Origin of the sequence: Hydrogenophaga sp. OTU3427 (assembly GCF_038440225.1) — a bacterium.
Classification (GTDB): Bacteria; Pseudomonadota; Gammaproteobacteria; order Burkholderiales; family Burkholderiaceae_C; genus Hydrogenophaga.
The window spans coordinates 18,668-33,225 of sequence record NZ_JASATI010000029.1; the positions used below are offsets into that span (position 1 = coordinate 18,668).

The following is a 14,558-nucleotide window of genomic DNA, read 5'->3' on the forward strand; positions in this document are numbered from 1 at the left end:
TCAGCGGCGCGTGCGTGCGGGCAGCACACGCCAGCGCGACAGGCACAGCAGCGTGGTCACCGCCATGTAGCGCGCCACCTTGATCCACGAGCCGAAGATGCGCGAGGCGCCGGCCAGGCGCGGGTTCATGCTGACGGGCACCTCCACCACGCGCAGGCCGGCGCGGCGCAGCATCAGCAGCGTGCCCAGGTCCTGGTAATCCAGCAGCGTGGCCTCGCTGGACGCCAGCACCCGCACGGCCGGCCCGCGGTAGCAGCGAAAGCCCGAGGTCAGGTCGGTCACGCCCAGGCCGGTGAGGGTGCGGAACCAGGCCCAGGCGATGCGGCGCGGGCGGCTGGCGCGTTCGGGAAACGCGCCAATGACCACCTCGGCCTGCGCGCCCGCGTCGAGCAGCTGGCGCACGTCGGCCACTTCGTGCTGACCGTCGGCGTCCATGGTCACCACCGTGTCAAAGCCGTGGCGCAGCGCGTGGCGCAAACCGGTCTGCATGCCGCCCCAGGCGCCCAGGCCCAGCACCGGGCGCAACACCCGCGCGCCACCGGCCCGCGCGATGTCGCCGGTGCCGTCGTCGCTGAGGTCGTCGATCACCAGCACGTGGTGGTGTCCCTCGGCCTTCAGTTCGCGCAGCAGCGTGCCGAGGGTGGCCGCTTCGTTGCGGGCCGGGATGACGATCAGCGTGCGCGCGGGATCGGGGGGGGGCAGGGCGGGCACATCGTCCGTGGGGTAGGCGGCGTGCAAAGTCCGCTCGCTGGCGGCCACGGTGAAGCGGGCGTCGAATGCGGCTCGGCCGGCGCGGCCCATGGCGGCACGCTCCAGGGCGTGGTTCGCCATCCAGGCCAGGGCCGCCCGCCAAGCGGGCACATCGAGCGGCGGCACCAGCCGGCCTGCGCCGCTGCTGGCGACCACCCAGGGCATGCCCGAGCCGGGCAAGGCGCTGGCCAGGCAGGGTTTGCCATGGGCCATGGCCTCCAGCAGCACGAGGCCAAAGGCCTCGGTGCGTTCGCATGAAGGCAGGGCAAAGACGTCGCAGCTGGCCAGCAGGGCCAGTTTGTCGGCCTCGCTCACTGCGCCCAGCAGGTGGATGCGGGCGGCGGCCTCGGCCGGCAGCCCGTGGGCGATGTGGGCCGCGAGCTCGGCCCGCAGCTCACCATCGCCGGCGATGCGCAATTCGACCCCCGGCGTCTGGGCCACCGCGTCGATCAGTGTCCCGAAGCCCTTGTAGTGGGCGAGCCGGCCGATGGCCAGCACCCGCAGGTGGGGCGTTGACCAGGGGGGGGCCGGGGGCGGCGCCTGCGGCGCAGGCGCTTGCAGCCCCAGCGGCACCACGGCGCATTTGTCGGCCCAGGTGCGCAGCGGTTCGCTGGCTTCCAGGTAGGGCGGCGAGGTGGCCACGATGCACCGGGCACGCGCCAGCACCGCCTGTTCAAAGGGGCGGTAGAGCAGGTAGGCCAGCGTGAGGGCGGTGCGGGTGTCCGACACCAGCACGTCCGAATGCCAGTGCACCACCCAGGGCAGGCGGCGCGCGGCCGGTGTGAGCAGCGCCCAGAACACCGAGTTGTTGGGCATGTGCAGGTGCAGCAGGTCGGGCGCGAAACGTTCGATGGCCTGCGCCAGCGCGCGTGGGTAGCCCACGGCGATGGGCGCGTACAGCAGCTGCGCCTGCACCGGCACCCGCAGCAGCCAGGGCGGGTCGCCGGGCAGCGGGTCGCCGTGCACCAGGGCGCAGGCGTCCAGGCCCTGCGCCCGCTGGGCTGCGATCAGGTCGGCCAGGTAGGTTTCCATGCCACCCACGTGGGGCGGGAAAAACTTGCCCAGGTGCAGCACGCGGCGCGGGGTGCCGCCCAGGTGCGTGGTCAACGGCCGTCCTTGGGCAGGGTGACCTCTTTCACCCACGTCTGCTGCAGTTGCCGGTACATGGCGTTCTGCGGGTCCAGCTTCACCGCCTCGGCCATGTGTTCGCGGGCTTCGGCCGGCTGCTTGAGCAGGGCATGGGCCATGGCGCGGCCGTAATGGGCCAGCGCGGTCTGTTTGGCGTCCTGGGGCTTGCCCAGCAGCTGCTCAAACACCGCCAGCGCGCCCGCGCCGTCGCGTTGCCCCAGGCGGGCCATGCCCAGGCCCGTCTGGTGGCGCAGGTTGGCGGGCTCCAGCCGGGTCAGCACGTCGAAGTCGGCGCCCGCGTCGGCGAACCGCCCCAGGCGCATGCTGGTTTCGGCGCGGTGCAGCCGCGCCTGCACGGCCACCGCCGGGTCGAGTTTCAGCCCAAGGGCCTGGGTGTAGGCCTCGTGGGCTTGCGCGTGCTGGCCCAGCGCCAGCTGCGATTCGCCGCGGTGGTAGTACAGCGGTCCGTCCCGATAGCCGGCCGCTTCGGCCTGGGCGAAGGTGCGCAGGGCGTCGGCGTGCTTCTTGAGCACCTGCTGGGCCACGCCCATGTTGAACACCGCGCCGCCCGTTGGCTCGCCCAGGGCCTGGGCGTTGCGGAAGTCGGCCAGGGCCAGATCGGCCGAGAAGCGGTCCAGGTACTGCGCACCGCGGTTGATGAAGGCGCGGTAGCGGCCCACCGCGTTGGCGGGGCCGCGCAGATCGGTTTTCTCGATCGCGTCGGTCCAGACCGTCAGCGGGGTCTTCATGGACAACAGGCGTTCGGCCGACAGACCGCCCAGCACCAGGGCCGCGGCGATGGCCACGCCATACAACACGCGGGTGGAAAAGCCCGACGCGGCCAGCGCCACGGCGATCAGGCCGGGGATGGGGATGGCCCACAGGTAGCTGCGGTAGAGCACCATGGGGTCTTGCACCCAGACGGTGGCGAACTCGGTCCAGAACAGCAGCAGCGGGAACAGCAGGCACAGGCCGACGAAGCCCCACGCGTCGGAGCGGCGCAGCACCGCCCAGACCGAGGCCGCCAGCAAAGCGACGTAGCCCAGCGCGCCCAGCAGGTGCGGCAGGCTGCCCAGGCTCAGCGGGAAGGGCGGGCGCATGTCGATGGACATCCAGCCCACCACCGGCACCAGCCACAGGAAGCCGTAGTAGAAGAACAGCGCAGCCTGGTTGAGCAGGCTCAGCGGGTAGATCTGGGCGGCGGCGCCAGGGCGCTGGCGTTCAAGCTGGGCCACCAGCTGACGCGAGGTGTCATCGAAGACCTGGCCGATCAGGTCGGGGTAGATGCGGGCCAGCACCGCCGCCGCCGCCAGCACCGCCAGCGCGGCGGCGCCGGCCACGGCCGCCGCCCGCTGCCAGGGCGGGCGCACCACAAACACATACAGCGGCACGGTCAACGCGGCCAGCAGCACGGCGTGCTCCTTGGACAAGGCCGCCAGCAGGTACAACACCGCCGCCAGGGCCAGCCACCGGGGCCGGCGGTCCATCAGCGCCCGCACGAAGGCGTAACAGGCCCACACCCCCAGCAGCGTGGCCAGGACGATGGAGCGCTGGATCAGGTAACCGACGGCGTACACCGCCACCGGCGCCAGGGCAAAGAAGGCCGTGCCCACCACCAGGCCGGCCTGTTGCTCGGGCGTCAGGGCGCGCTGGTCCGGGCCGTTCAGCCGCGCCAGCAGCCGGCCGAACAGCGCATGGATGCCCCAGGCCGTGCCCAGGTGCATCACCAGGTTGACGAGGCGCTGCAGCGGCAGCTGGTCGGGGGCGAGGGCGTTCACCCACACGAAGGAGCCGTAGGACAACAGGCGCTGCTGGAGCAGCAGCAGGCTGCCGTAGTGTTCGTACACCGTGCCATCGGTCAGGCGGTCGTCGTCGAACACCAGCGCGTTGCCCAGGCCCAGGGCGTACACGCCCAGGGTCAGGGCCGCGATCAGCAGCAGCACCAGGGTGGCGGTGTTCTTTTTCATGCGTCGTGTCGTGTGTTGGGTGGCGGGCTGGCGGTTGGCCGTGTGGGCGAGTTTACTTTTTGGCACCTGGACACCGGCCCGACCGGGAGGGGCCATTGACCTGCGGTTCACACGCCTCATGCAAAATAGCCGGATTGCCCGGGGTTGGCCCGGTTGCAGGCCTTCTGGTACCCACCCCTTTCATGACCGTTGAAACGCTTCCCGTCGCCCCGCAAGCCGACACCGCGCCGGCCGCCCCCCGCCTGGGTGAACTGCTGCTGCAGTCCGGCAAGCTGACGCCGCGCGACCTGGACCGCGCGCTGCAGGCGCAGCAGGAGATGGGCAGCCTGTTCGGCAAGGTGCTGGTGCAGCTGGGCCTGGTGTCGGAGATCGACGTGGTGCAGGCGCTGGCTAGGCAACTGGATGTGCCCTATGTGCCGGCCGACGCCTTTCCAGCCATTGCCCCCGAGGTGCCCGGCCTGCTGCCCGAGTTCCAGCAGGCCAACGGCCTGTTGCCGCTGCGGGTGGAGGACGGCGTGCTGGACGTGGTCATGGCCCGCCCGCAGGACGCCTTTGTGCGCAAGGCCCTGCAGCTGGCCACCGGCCTGACCGTGCGGCCGGCCATCGCGCTGGAAAGCGACATCGAAAAGGCGCTGGTCCAGCCCGTCGACGAAGCGGAAGAAGGCGGCGGCCTGGACGACCTGGCCGATGCCGGCGACTTCGTCGAACACCTGAAAGACCTGGCCAGCGAGGCGCCGGTGATCCGCCTGGTCAACAGCATCATCGGCCGCGTGACCGACCTGCGGGCCTCCGATATCCACCTGGAGCCCTTTGACGATGGCCTGCACGTGCGTTACCGGGTCGACGGCGTGATCCACACCGGCGAGGTGGTGCCGCCCAAACACGCGGCGGCGGTCAGCTCGCGCGTCAAGCTGCTGGCCCACCTCGACATCGCCGAGCGCCGCCTGCCGCAGGACGGCCGCATCAAGACCCGCGTCAAGGGCCGTGAACTCGACCTGCGCGTGTCCACCGTGCCCACGGTGCATGGCGAAAGTGTGGTCATGCGGGTGCTGGACCGCGCCAGCGTGCGTTTCAGCCTGGAGAGCATGGGTTTTGCCGCCGACACGCTGGAGCGCTTCAACGCCCTGCTGGCGCGGCCCCACGGCATCCTGCTGGTGACCGGCCCCACCGGCTCGGGCAAGACCACCACCCTGTACGCGGCGCTGTCCAAGATGGACGCGTCGGTGCAGAAGATCATCACCGTGGAAGATCCGGTGGAATACCAGCTCGAAGGCATCAACCAGATCCAGGTGCACCCGCAGATCGGTCTGAGTTTTGCCAACGCGTTGCGCTCCATCCTGCGCCAGGACCCGGACATCATCATGATCGGCGAAATGCGCGACGGCGAAACCGCGCAGATCGCGGTGCAGTCCGCGCTCACCGGCCACCTGGTGCTGTCCACCCTGCACACCAACACCGCCGCCGGCGCCGTGGTGCGCATGCGCGACATGGGCGTGGAGAGCTACCTCATCACCTCCTCGGTCAACGGCGTGCTGGCCCAGCGCCTGGTGCGCACCCTGTGCAAACACTGCAAGACGCCCACACAGCCGTCCGACGAGGTGCGCCAGCGCACCGGCCTGGGTCGCTTCCTGGCGGCTGGGCAGCCCATGTACCAGGCCGTGGGCTGCGCGCAATGCCGCGGCACCGGCTACCAGGGGCGCACCGGCATCCACGAACTGCTGCTGCTGGACGAGACCCTGCGCCGTGCGGTGATCGACGGCAAGGACGCCTCCATCCTGCACGGCCTGGCGGCCAAGGGAGGCATGTTGTCGCTGTACGAAGACGGTCTGCGCAAGGTGGCCGCTGGCGTCACCAGCCTGGACGAGCTGCTGCGCGTGACCCAGGACCAGAACGATGCCTGAGTTCGTCTGGCGGGCCGCCCAGGCCTCGGGGGAGGTGGTCGATGGCCGCCTCGACGCCCCCAGCCTCGCACAGGCCTTGAGGCAGTTGCGCGAGCGCGGGCTCACGCCGCTGAGCGTGGACGACGCGGCCGGCATGCCCACCGTGGCCGCGGCCTCTGCCGCCGCCCTGGGCCAGCCCAAGGCGGCCCGGGTGCAGAAAGGGCCCGTCAAGGCGGCCGACGTGTTGGCCCTGACCTCCGAGCTGGCCATCATGCTCAAGGCCGGGCTGGCGCTCGACAACGCGCTGCGCGTGCTGCTGGACATGACACAGAAGCCCTCGGTGTCGGCCATGCTGCAGTCCATCCTGTCCGACGTGAAGGGCGGGGCGCCGCTGAGCCGTGCGCTCACCGCGCACCGGGCGCTGTTCGGCGATTTCTACATCAACATGGTGCGCTCGGGCGAGGCCAGTGGCCAGATGGCCTCGGTCATGGCGCGGCTGGTCGAGCACATGGAGCGCCTGCGCGCCCTGCGCGACAGCGTGGTCTCGGCCACCATCTACCCGGCCATCCTGCTGGGCGTGGCGGTGTTGTCGCTCATCGTCATGCTGGGCTTCGTGGTGCCGCAGTTCGAGCAGCTGTTCAAGGACATGGGCGATGCCCTGCCCGTGCCCACCCGCATCGTGATGGACCTGGGCAACGTCTTCAAGACCTACGGCTGGGCCATCGCGCTGGGCGCGGCCGTGGTGGTGTGGCTGGCGGGGCGCTGGCTGAAGACGCCCTCGGGCAGCCAGTGGTGGCAGACCCGCGTGTTGCGCCTGCCGGTGCTGGGCGTGTTGCTGCGCAAGTACCAGCTGACGCTGTTCTCGCGTTCGCTGGGCACCCTGCTCGGCAATGGCGTGCCGCTGCTCACGGCCTTGCGCATCGCCACCGAAACCGTGGGCAACCAGACCCTGCGCCAGCCGCTGACCCAGGTGGTGCCCCGCGTGAAAGAGGGCGTCAAGGTGGCCGACGCCATGCGCGCCACCGGCATTTTCGAGCCGCTGGCCCTCAACCTCATGCGCGTGGGCGAGGAGACCGGCCGCATCGGACCCATGATGCTGGAGCTCGCCCACATATTGAACCGCGAGGTCGAAACCGGCATCAAACGGGCGCTGACCCTGCTGGAGCCCCTGCTCATCCTGGTGCTGGGCGTGCTGATCGCGGCCATCATCGTCTCCATCCTGCTCGGCATCCTGTCGGTCAACGACCTCGCCGTTTAATAAAATCCGGTCCGGCTCCTGTCGGGCTTTCACCGAACCGTTTGCTCACCATGCACCCAAACATCTCCACCCAGCGCCGCCGCAGCGGCGGTTTCACCCTCATCGAACTGCTGGTGGTGCTGGCCATCCTCACCCTGCTGGCCGGCCTGGTGGGGCCGCGTGTGCTCAACCAGCTGGGCGGTGCCAAGTCCAAGACGGCGGGCGTGCAGATCGCCGACATCGAGAAGTCGCTCGACCTGTTCAAGCTCGACGTTGGCCGCTACCCCACCAACGAGGAAGGTCTGAACGCGCTGGACAACCGCCCGGGCAGCGCGCCGGGCTGGAACGGGCCCTACATGAAGGGCGGCGTGCCCACCGATCCCTGGGGCAAGCCCTACCAGTACAAGGCACCCGCGGCCGGTGCCGAGTTGCAGGTGCTGTCGCTGGGTGCTGACGGCACGGTGGGGGGCGACGGCGAGAACGCCGACATCCGCAACCGACCTTGACCGCAGCTGGCGCCGGCCCGACCCGTCTTCATCCCATGCGCGCACATCGGGGCTTCACCCTGGTGGAACTGCTGGTGGCCTTTGCCATGGGCGGCCTGCTGATCGCGCTGGTGCCTTTGGCGTATGACCGCATGAACGAGTCGGCGCAGTACCGCCAGGTGCTGCGCGACATGATGAGTGGCCTGCGCCAGGCCCGGCAGTTGGCCATCAGTCAGGGCGAGGTGGTGCGATTCCGCGTCGATCTGGCCCAGCGCAGCTTTGCGGTGGACGGGCGGCCTGCTGCGCCTTTTCACGAACCCCTGCAAGTGCGCGCCACGGTGGGCGAGACCGAGCTGGTGGCCGGCCAGACCGCGTCCATCGCCTTTCTGCCCGATGGCGGTGGTACCGGCGGTAGCATCGAACTCATCCGTCCGTCGGGCAGCGGTACCCGATTGCGGGTCGACTGGCTGACCGGTCAAATCTCTCAGGAACCCTTGTTGCCATGAAGCGCATGGCCGGTTTTTCCTTGCTCGAACTGCTGGTGGCGCTCAGCATCATGGCGATGTCGCTGGGCATGTTGTACCGGTCCATGGGCGCCAGTGCCCGCCAGTCGGGCGACATGGACGTGCAGCAGCGCGCGGTGCTTCTGGCCCAGTCGTTGCTGGCTTCGCGCGAAGCCCTCACGGGCACCGGCTGGAACGAGGACGGGCAGGAAGAAGGCTACGTCTGGCGCGTGCGCAGCGCGCCTTACGCCAGCGGCGCGACCGATCCCGAGGCGGTCAAGCTGCACGAGGTGCGCCTCACGATCGAGCGTGCCGATGACGTGCGGCCCCTGCAGTGGGAACTGGTCACGCTGCTGCCCGAACGCAAGCCTTTCCCGGGCGAGGTGCAGCGGTGAACCGGGTGGCGCGCGCGCGGGGTTTCACCCTGATCGAGGTGTTGGTGGTGATCACCTTGCTGTCGCTGGTGATGCTGGGCATGGCCACGGCCATGCGCACCATGGGCGACACCGAAACCCGGGTCGACACGCGGCTGGCCCGCATCGACAAGCTGCGCACCATCGAACATTTCCTGCGCCAGGTGCTGGGGCGGGTGTCCTACCAGCGGGCTTCCTCGCTCAACAACACCGCGCCCGGAGCGGCCGCTCCGGGCGGCGTCAGTGGCGATGCCCTGCGTTTCGAGGCCAGTGCCGACAGCATCGCCTGGATAGGCATCATGCCGGCGCGGCCCGGCATGGGCGGGCGCTACTTTTTCCGCCTCGCCGCCGAGCCATCCGGCCAGGGGCAGGACCTCGTGTTGCGCCACGCCCCTTGGTCGCCCGAGCAGGCGGCCCTGTTTCCCGACTGGGCCTCGGCCGAGAGCGAGGTCATCGCGCGGGACATTGCGTCCTTCAGCGTGGAAGCCCAGGCCGAGCGCGCCGGTGATGCGGCGGCACAGGCCACTTGGTCGTCCGACTGGCAGCCCGGGTGGCCGGTGTCCATCGCCTTGCCCGACCGGCTGCGCTTGCGCATCACCGATGCCGGCGGCGACTGGCCGCAGCTGATCGTGCCGGTGCGTGTCACGGCCATCACCGACCGCGCCAACAGCGCTTTTGTCATTGGTGGCGGGGGGGCGCGATGAACGGGCGGCGTCGAATCGGCGGTGTGGCGCTCATCGCCGTCCTGTGGATGGTGGCCGCGCTCGGCCTGGCGGCCCACAGCCTGATTGGCTCCTTGCGCGGTGAAATCCGCCACATCGGTGACGAGCGCGCGCAGCTTGCGGCGGGCGCGGTGGCCGATGGGGCCATCCTGCTGGCCTTGCAGGACCTGCAGGTGAACCGCCTGACCAGCGTGAACCAGATCCGCCCCTACCGCCTGCGCTACCAGGACAGCGATGTCGACATCGAGGTCATTCCCCTGAACGGCTGGATCGACATCAACAACGCGCCCGAGAGTCTGCTGCAGGCGCTGTTCCAGCACGGCGGCGGCGCGCCGGCCGCGCAGGCGCAACAGCTGGCCCAGGCCGCCAAGGTCTTTCGCGAACAGCGTGGCCCGCAAGGCCGGGCCCAGGGTTTCGAGGCGCCCGAGGACCTGCTGCGGGTGCCGGGCCTGGATTTCGACCTGTACGTTAAGATTGAAAGGCTGGTGACCGCTGAACTTTCGTCGGGCGGGCGCGTCAATCCGCTGGCCGCGCCCGAGCCGGTGCTGCAGGTGCTTGCCGGAGGCAACACCGCCTTGGCTGGCCGCATCGCCGCCAGCCGCTCGATGGCGGCCGCCACCACCGATCTCACGGGTTTGTCGCCCGAGCACGTGGACAGCGCCGGTTCCAGCCGCGTCTGTGTGTGTGCCAAGGTGGCGCTGCCGGACGGGCGGGTGCTGCACCGTGGTTGGCGTGTGGTCCTGGGCGCCAGCACGGTGTCCGGACTGCCCTGGCGCATTCTGGGCCGCGAGCAACGTTTGGTTGCCGCGTCCTCTGTTTTGTAAGTAGGCTGTCGGCCCATCACATGATTCAAAACCAAGCCCGCCTTTTTGGCCTAGACCTCAGCGCCGCCGCCAGCGACTGGCGTGCCGCGTGGTCGGGCCTGTGGCACGGTCCCTGGCGCCGCTGGCTGACCCCGGCCACCACCGTGCGCCTGCTCTTGCCCGACGGCACCGACGCCGTGTGGACGGGGCCGGCCCGTCCGCTGCAAGCCAGGCCCGATGCCAAAGCCCTGGCTCGCGCCCGTTTTGTGGGCGTGGTCCTGCCCGACGACGTGCTCTTGCGCCGCCAATGGACGCTGCCGCCGCTGGCCGAGGCCACGCGGCAGTCGGCCATCGAGCTGGAGCTGCGTGGCATCAGCCCATTTCCCGCGACCGATACGCTGGCGGTGCACGCCACCGAGGCCGTTGCAGGGGGCAAGCTGCAGGTGCATGCCGCGCTGGTCTCGCGCCCCCACGTGGCCCAGTACCTGGCCGAGCAGGCGCCGCGCCTGGGCAAGGTGGCGGATCCCGAGGTGTGGGTGCCGCTGGGCGCCCAGCGCGAACACTGGCGCCAGCTGCCCGGCTTTGGTGGCGGGCGGCGCGAGCGCGCGGGCACGGTGTGGGCGGCGTTGGCGGCGCTGGTGCTGCTGGCCTGCCTGGCTGTGGGGGCTGGCATTGCGCTCACACCGACGCTTCAACTGCGTGAGCGTGCGTTACAGGCGCAACAGAACTTTGCCGAGTTGCAGGCCAAGGCCGCGCCCGCCATGCAGCACCGCGAGGCGCTGGTGCGCAACGCCGGCATGCTCGACGCGGTCAATGGCATCGCGACCCAGCGGCTGCCAGCGCTGCAGGTGCTGGACCTCGTGACCCGGTGGTTGCCCGATGGCACCTTCTTGACCAATTTCCAGCTGGAGGGGCTCAAGGTGCGTCTGGCGGGCCAGACCGACAACGCGGCCAACCTCATGCGTCAGCTGGGCAGCCAGCCCGGGCTGGTCGATGTCAAGGCGCCCACCGCGGCCGTCAAGGTGCCCGGCCTGAACAAGGAAACCTTCACGATCGAGTTCTCGCTCGATCCCAAGCCTTTGCAGGTGGCCCCGCAATGAGCGCCTACACCACCCGCATCCGCGTCTGGCAAGTCCTCTTGCTGGCCCTGCTGTGCCTGCCGGTCGTGCTGGCCGGCGTGTATGTCTGGCAAAAACACCAATGGGCGACGCAGCGCCTGGCCGAGCTGGAGCCGCGCCACGCGCGCTTGCAGGGCCTGCTGGCGCGCGAGGCCGAATTTCAGCAAGCCAGCGAAAAAGCCGGGGTGCAGATCCGCCGCCACGCCTACCACGTGTCGGTCGACGCCAACCAGGCCGGCAACGAGGCGCAGCAGCGCATCCGCGAGGTGTTCGCTGGCAGCGGGCTCACCGTGTCGTCGCTGCAGGTGCTGCCGGCCAAGGAAGAAGGTCCGTTCGACCGCATTCCCGTTGCCCTGGCGGTGGAAGGCGAGATGTTCCAGGTCCAGGCGGCACTGCTTGCGCTCGGGGCGACGCAGCCCACGGTGCTGATCGACGCCGTCACGCTGCGCCCCACCGGGCTGGCGCCGCCTTCGTCGAGCCCGCGCCTGGCAGGCCAGTTCCGCCTGAGCGTGTTGAGGGAGCGCAGCTGATGTTCACGCCTGTTCGCATCCTTCTCGTGGTGTTGTTGGGGCTGGGCGTGGCCCTGACCTCGCTCTGGGTCGATGAGCAAGGCCAGCCGCGCGTGGTGGCTTGGCAGGTGCCGCCGCCGGTTGACCCGGCGGTGCCCGACGTCAACGCGCTGCCCACCCCGTCCTTGGCACCGCCCGAGCAATTGTTGGCCCGCCCGCTGTTCACCCCCGACCGCAAACCGCTGCCGCCACCACCGCCGCCCAAACCGGCGCCGCCGCCCGATCCCATGGCCAGCGTGCGCCTGTTTGGTGTGATCAGTGGAGAAACCTCCGGCATCATTGCCCAGATTGACGGCACGGTGAAACGTGTCATGCTGGAGCAGAACATCGGTGCCTGGAAGCTCAGTGGCATCGACGGTCGCAAGGTGACCTTTGTGCGCGATGGCGAGTCACGCGACCTGATGCTGGCCTACAACCCATTGGGTGCGGCGCCCGAGTTGCCGGCCGTCGCCGCCGCTGGCCGCGCGCCCGTGGCAGGTGCCCGTGGTGCCGCTCCCGATCCTGCAGGTGTGGCGGAACGCACACAGAACGATCTTCGTGAACGCCAGCGTGCCCGCGCCGAATTGCGCGCCCGTGCCGGCATGAACGCCACGCCCTAACCCGTTTTCCATTGCTGTCCATGTCCAAACGTTCTCTTTCCCTGGCGCCGTCCCTGGTGGCTGTTGGTGTGTGCGCGGCCTTGCTGGCGCTGAGCGCCCATGCGCAGCCCGTCACCGGCACGCCGGCAGCCGCCGCCCCGGCAACGGCCGACGCTCAACTCGCTCCGGGTGGCACGTCGGCCGCTGACGCCGACGAGCCCCGCCTGATCCGTGGCAACGACAAGACCATCGCGTCGCCGCAGCCGCCGAAGCCGGTGGCCGGGCCGGCCGCCAGCCTCAAGTTCGAGAACGCGCCGCTGGCCGACGTGGTGCATGTGGTGCTGCGCGAAATCGTCAAGGCCGACCACATCATCCACCCGCCGCTCAACGGCGCGGTGACCTTGTCCACCCAGAACAACGTGAGTGCCGACCAGGCCCTGCTGCTGCTGGAGGCGGCCTTGCAGGCCAACGGCTACCAGATGGTGGTGGACAACCGTGGCACCTACCACGTGGGCAAGCCCGAGGTGCTGCGTGCCATATCGCCTGCGGTGCGCCAGGTGACCAGCGCGCCCTTGCCGCCGGGCCATGGGGCCATCGTGGTGCCGCTCAAGTTCATCGGCGCCGGTGAAATGGCGTCCATCATCCGGTCCGTGGCGCCCGAGGGCGCGGTGGTGCGGGTCGACACCGTGCGCAACCTGCTGGTGATGGTCGGCAGCCGCACCCAGGCCGAGGGCTGGCTGGACCTGGTCAACACCTTCGACGTCGACCTGCTCAAAGGCATGTCCGTGGGCGTGTTTCCGCTCAAGCACGTGACCACCCGCGAGGTCGAGGCGGCGCTGCGCCTGCTCAACGTGGCTTCGGGCGGCACCGGCGCCGCCGCGGGGGCCGCAGGGGGCGCAGCCGCGACCGGTGCGGCCGGTGGTGCCGCCCGCCTGGGCGCGGCCGCCGCCACGGCAGCGGCCACCGGCCGTGTGGGCGCCACCACCGCGGCGGGCGCCGCCGCCGCCGGTGGCGAGGCCGTCCTGCCCACCAACTTCCCGCTGTATGGCGCCCTGCGTGTGTTGCCCATCGAGCGTCTCAACAGCCTGATCGTGGTGACCCCACGCGCGGCCTACCTGGACCAGGCGCGGGAATGGATCGAGAAGCTGGACAAGCCGGGCAACTCCGGCAGCGAGCCTCAGCTGTTTGTCTACCGGGTGCAGAACGGCGCCGCGCGCCACCTGTCCGATGTGCTCAATGGTTTGTTTGGCGCGGTCGGCACACAGACGCAGGGCGCCAACAGCGGTGTGGCCCCCGGCCTGCAGCAGACCAACACCAACAACCGGGTGGGCACGACCGGCACCACCACCAGCGCGGGCACCACGCTGGCCGCCGGCGCGGGCCAAAGCACGGTGCAGGGCAGCGGCATCACCTCGGTGGCCCTGCCCAGCGGTTTGCGCATCATCGGTGACGAACTCAACAACTCGGTGTTGGTCTACGGCACGCCACGTGAATACCAGCAGATCGAAGCCACGCTCAAGCGGCTGGACATCTCGCCCACCCAGGTGCTGATCGAGGCCAGCATCATCGAGGTGACGCTGACGGATGACCTAAAGTACGGCGTGCAGTGGCTGTTCGACGAGCAAAAAGGCAGTGGTACGGGCTCAGGTGTGCTGAGTACGGTGGCTGGTGGTGTATTGGGTTCCACCCCGGCGGGCTTTTCTTACACCCTGCGCAACTCCGCAGGCGGTGTTCGTGCGGTGCTGAATGCGTTGGCCGAAAAATCGCTGGTGAAAGTCATCTCCAGCCCATCGCTGATGGTGCTGGACAACCACACGGCCAGTATCGCGGTGGGCAATCAGCAACCTATCAGGTCCAGCGAAACGGTCACCACAGGTGGCAACGTCACCACCTCCATCCAGTACAAGGACACGGGTGTGAGCCTGTCGGTGACCCCGTCGGTCAATGCCGGCAACATGGTCACCATGCTGCTCAACCAGGCCGTTACCGACGTGGGGGCGGTGGATACCGCCACGGGCCAGCGCAGCTTTCTGCAACGGCAAATCGGCAGCAAAGTGGCCGTTCGGGCTGGCGAAACCTTGGTGCTGGGCGGCTTGATTCGTGACAATTCAACCATCGGCAACTCGGGTGTGCCCGGCCTGAAGGACATTCCCATCCTTGGGGGCTTGTTTGGTCAACAAACCAATAACGGGACACGCACCGAGTTGCTTGTTGTAATTACGCCACAGGTGGTGCGCACCAGCGACGAGATCCGCGAGGTCTCTGCGGACCTGCGGTCCCGCATGCAATCCCTGCCCATGCCCGAGGCCGCCGTGGCGCCGCCGACGCGTCCTGTTACGCCTTGAGCGGTGACCTCACCGCTATACTTTATTTAACGTCATCCTATGACTTTCAGCACCTTGAAC

At 69.4% G+C, this 14,558-nt stretch carries 13 protein-coding genes; 11 read left to right on the top strand and 2 right to left on the bottom strand.

Annotated features, from left to right (window positions below):
* A complete protein-coding gene (locus tag AAHB17_RS16330; RefSeq protein ID WP_342131699.1) occupies positions 1 to 1,857 on the bottom strand; it encodes a glycosyltransferase in 1,857 nt (618 codons plus the stop codon).
* The gene (locus AAHB17_RS16335; RefSeq protein ID WP_342131700.1) at positions 1,854 to 3,845 is read right to left on the bottom strand and encodes a tetratricopeptide repeat protein; all 1,992 of its coding nucleotides are present in this window, start codon (positions 3,843 to 3,845) and stop codon (positions 1,854 to 1,856) included. Before AAHB17_RS16335 ends, AAHB17_RS16330 begins: the two co-directional genes overlap by 4 nt.
* A gap of 182 nt (positions 3,846 to 4,027) precedes the next feature.
* Between AAHB17_RS16335 and AAHB17_RS16340 the strand changes: the two genes are divergently transcribed.
* From AAHB17_RS16340 to gspD, 11 genes are read left to right on the top strand one after another with little or no spacing between them, the layout of a single operon-like run.
* Positions 4,028 to 5,746 (top strand): GspE/PulE family protein, encoded by a 1,719-nt coding sequence (locus tag AAHB17_RS16340; RefSeq protein WP_342131701.1) that lies wholly within the window; start codon positions 4,028 to 4,030, stop codon positions 5,744 to 5,746.
* Positions 5,739 to 6,983: a type II secretion system F family protein gene (locus tag AAHB17_RS16345; protein WP_342131702.1), complete on the top strand. Its 1,245-nt coding sequence runs from the start codon at positions 5,739 to 5,741 to the stop codon at positions 6,981 to 6,983. The genes AAHB17_RS16340 and AAHB17_RS16345 overlap by 8 nt, the downstream gene beginning before the upstream one ends.
* A gap of 50 nt (positions 6,984 to 7,033) precedes the next feature.
* A complete protein-coding gene (gspG, locus tag AAHB17_RS16350; RefSeq protein WP_342131703.1) occupies positions 7,034 to 7,468 on the top strand; it encodes a type II secretion system major pseudopilin GspG in 435 nt (144 codons plus the stop codon).
* A gap of 35 nt (positions 7,469 to 7,503) precedes the next feature.
* Complete coding sequence (locus AAHB17_RS16355) at positions 7,504 to 7,953, top strand: GspH/FimT family pseudopilin (protein ID WP_342131704.1); 450 nt, start codon at positions 7,504 to 7,506, stop codon at positions 7,951 to 7,953.
* A complete protein-coding gene (locus AAHB17_RS16360; protein ID WP_342131705.1) occupies positions 7,950 to 8,345 on the top strand; it encodes a type IV pilus modification PilV family protein in 396 nt (131 codons plus the stop codon). Before AAHB17_RS16355 ends, AAHB17_RS16360 begins: the two co-directional genes overlap by 4 nt.
* On the top strand, positions 8,342 to 9,067 hold the full coding sequence (locus tag AAHB17_RS16365; RefSeq protein ID WP_342131706.1) for a prepilin-type N-terminal cleavage/methylation domain-containing protein: 726 nt from the start codon (positions 8,342 to 8,344) through the stop codon (positions 9,065 to 9,067). The genes AAHB17_RS16360 and AAHB17_RS16365 overlap by 4 nt, the downstream gene beginning before the upstream one ends.
* A gap of 23 nt (positions 9,068 to 9,090) precedes the next feature.
* On the top strand, positions 9,091 to 9,909 hold the full coding sequence (locus tag AAHB17_RS16370) for a type II secretion system protein GspK (RefSeq protein ID WP_342131707.1): 819 nt from the start codon (positions 9,091 to 9,093) through the stop codon (positions 9,907 to 9,909).
* A 20-nt stretch (positions 9,910 to 9,929) separates the two neighbouring features.
* Positions 9,930 to 10,988: a PilN domain-containing protein gene (locus AAHB17_RS16375; RefSeq protein ID WP_342131708.1), complete on the top strand. Its 1,059-nt coding sequence runs from the start codon at positions 9,930 to 9,932 to the stop codon at positions 10,986 to 10,988.
* Positions 10,985 to 11,536: a type II secretion system protein GspM gene (gene gspM / locus AAHB17_RS16380; RefSeq protein ID WP_342131709.1), complete on the top strand. Its 552-nt coding sequence runs from the start codon at positions 10,985 to 10,987 to the stop codon at positions 11,534 to 11,536. The genes AAHB17_RS16375 and gspM overlap by 4 nt, the downstream gene beginning before the upstream one ends.
* On the top strand, positions 11,536 to 12,174 hold the full coding sequence (locus tag AAHB17_RS16385) for a hypothetical protein (RefSeq protein WP_342131710.1): 639 nt from the start codon (positions 11,536 to 11,538) through the stop codon (positions 12,172 to 12,174). Before gspM ends, AAHB17_RS16385 begins: the two co-directional genes overlap by 1 nt.
* A 20-nt stretch (positions 12,175 to 12,194) precedes the next feature.
* Entirely contained in the window at positions 12,195 to 14,498 is a 2,304-nt protein-coding gene (gene gspD / locus AAHB17_RS16390; protein WP_342131711.1) for a type II secretion system secretin GspD, read from the top strand.
* Positions 14,499 to 14,558: the final 60 nt, after the last annotated feature.

Coding starts and splice junctions, on each gene's coding strand:
- AAHB17_RS16375 (WP_342131708.1), top strand. CDS start 9,930: ATGATTCAAAACCAAGCCCGCCTTTTTGGCCTAGACCTCAGCGCCGCC.
- AAHB17_RS16335 (WP_342131700.1), bottom strand. CDS start 3,845: ATGAAAAAGAACACCGCCACCCTGGTGCTGCTGCTGATCGCGGCCCTG.
- AAHB17_RS16340 (WP_342131701.1), top strand. CDS start 4,028: ATGACCGTTGAAACGCTTCCCGTCGCCCCGCAAGCCGACACCGCGCCG.
- AAHB17_RS16355 (WP_342131704.1), top strand. CDS start 7,504: ATGCGCGCACATCGGGGCTTCACCCTGGTGGAACTGCTGGTGGCCTTT.
- gspD (WP_342131711.1), top strand. CDS start 12,195: ATGTCCAAACGTTCTCTTTCCCTGGCGCCGTCCCTGGTGGCTGTTGGT.
- gspG (WP_342131703.1), top strand. CDS start 7,034: ATGCACCCAAACATCTCCACCCAGCGCCGCCGCAGCGGCGGTTTCACC.
- gspM (WP_342131709.1), top strand. CDS start 10,985: ATGAGCGCCTACACCACCCGCATCCGCGTCTGGCAAGTCCTCTTGCTG.
- AAHB17_RS16345 (WP_342131702.1), top strand. CDS start 5,739: ATGCCTGAGTTCGTCTGGCGGGCCGCCCAGGCCTCGGGGGAGGTGGTC.
- AAHB17_RS16385 (WP_342131710.1), top strand. CDS start 11,536: ATGTTCACGCCTGTTCGCATCCTTCTCGTGGTGTTGTTGGGGCTGGGC.
- AAHB17_RS16360 (WP_342131705.1), top strand. CDS start 7,950: ATGAAGCGCATGGCCGGTTTTTCCTTGCTCGAACTGCTGGTGGCGCTC.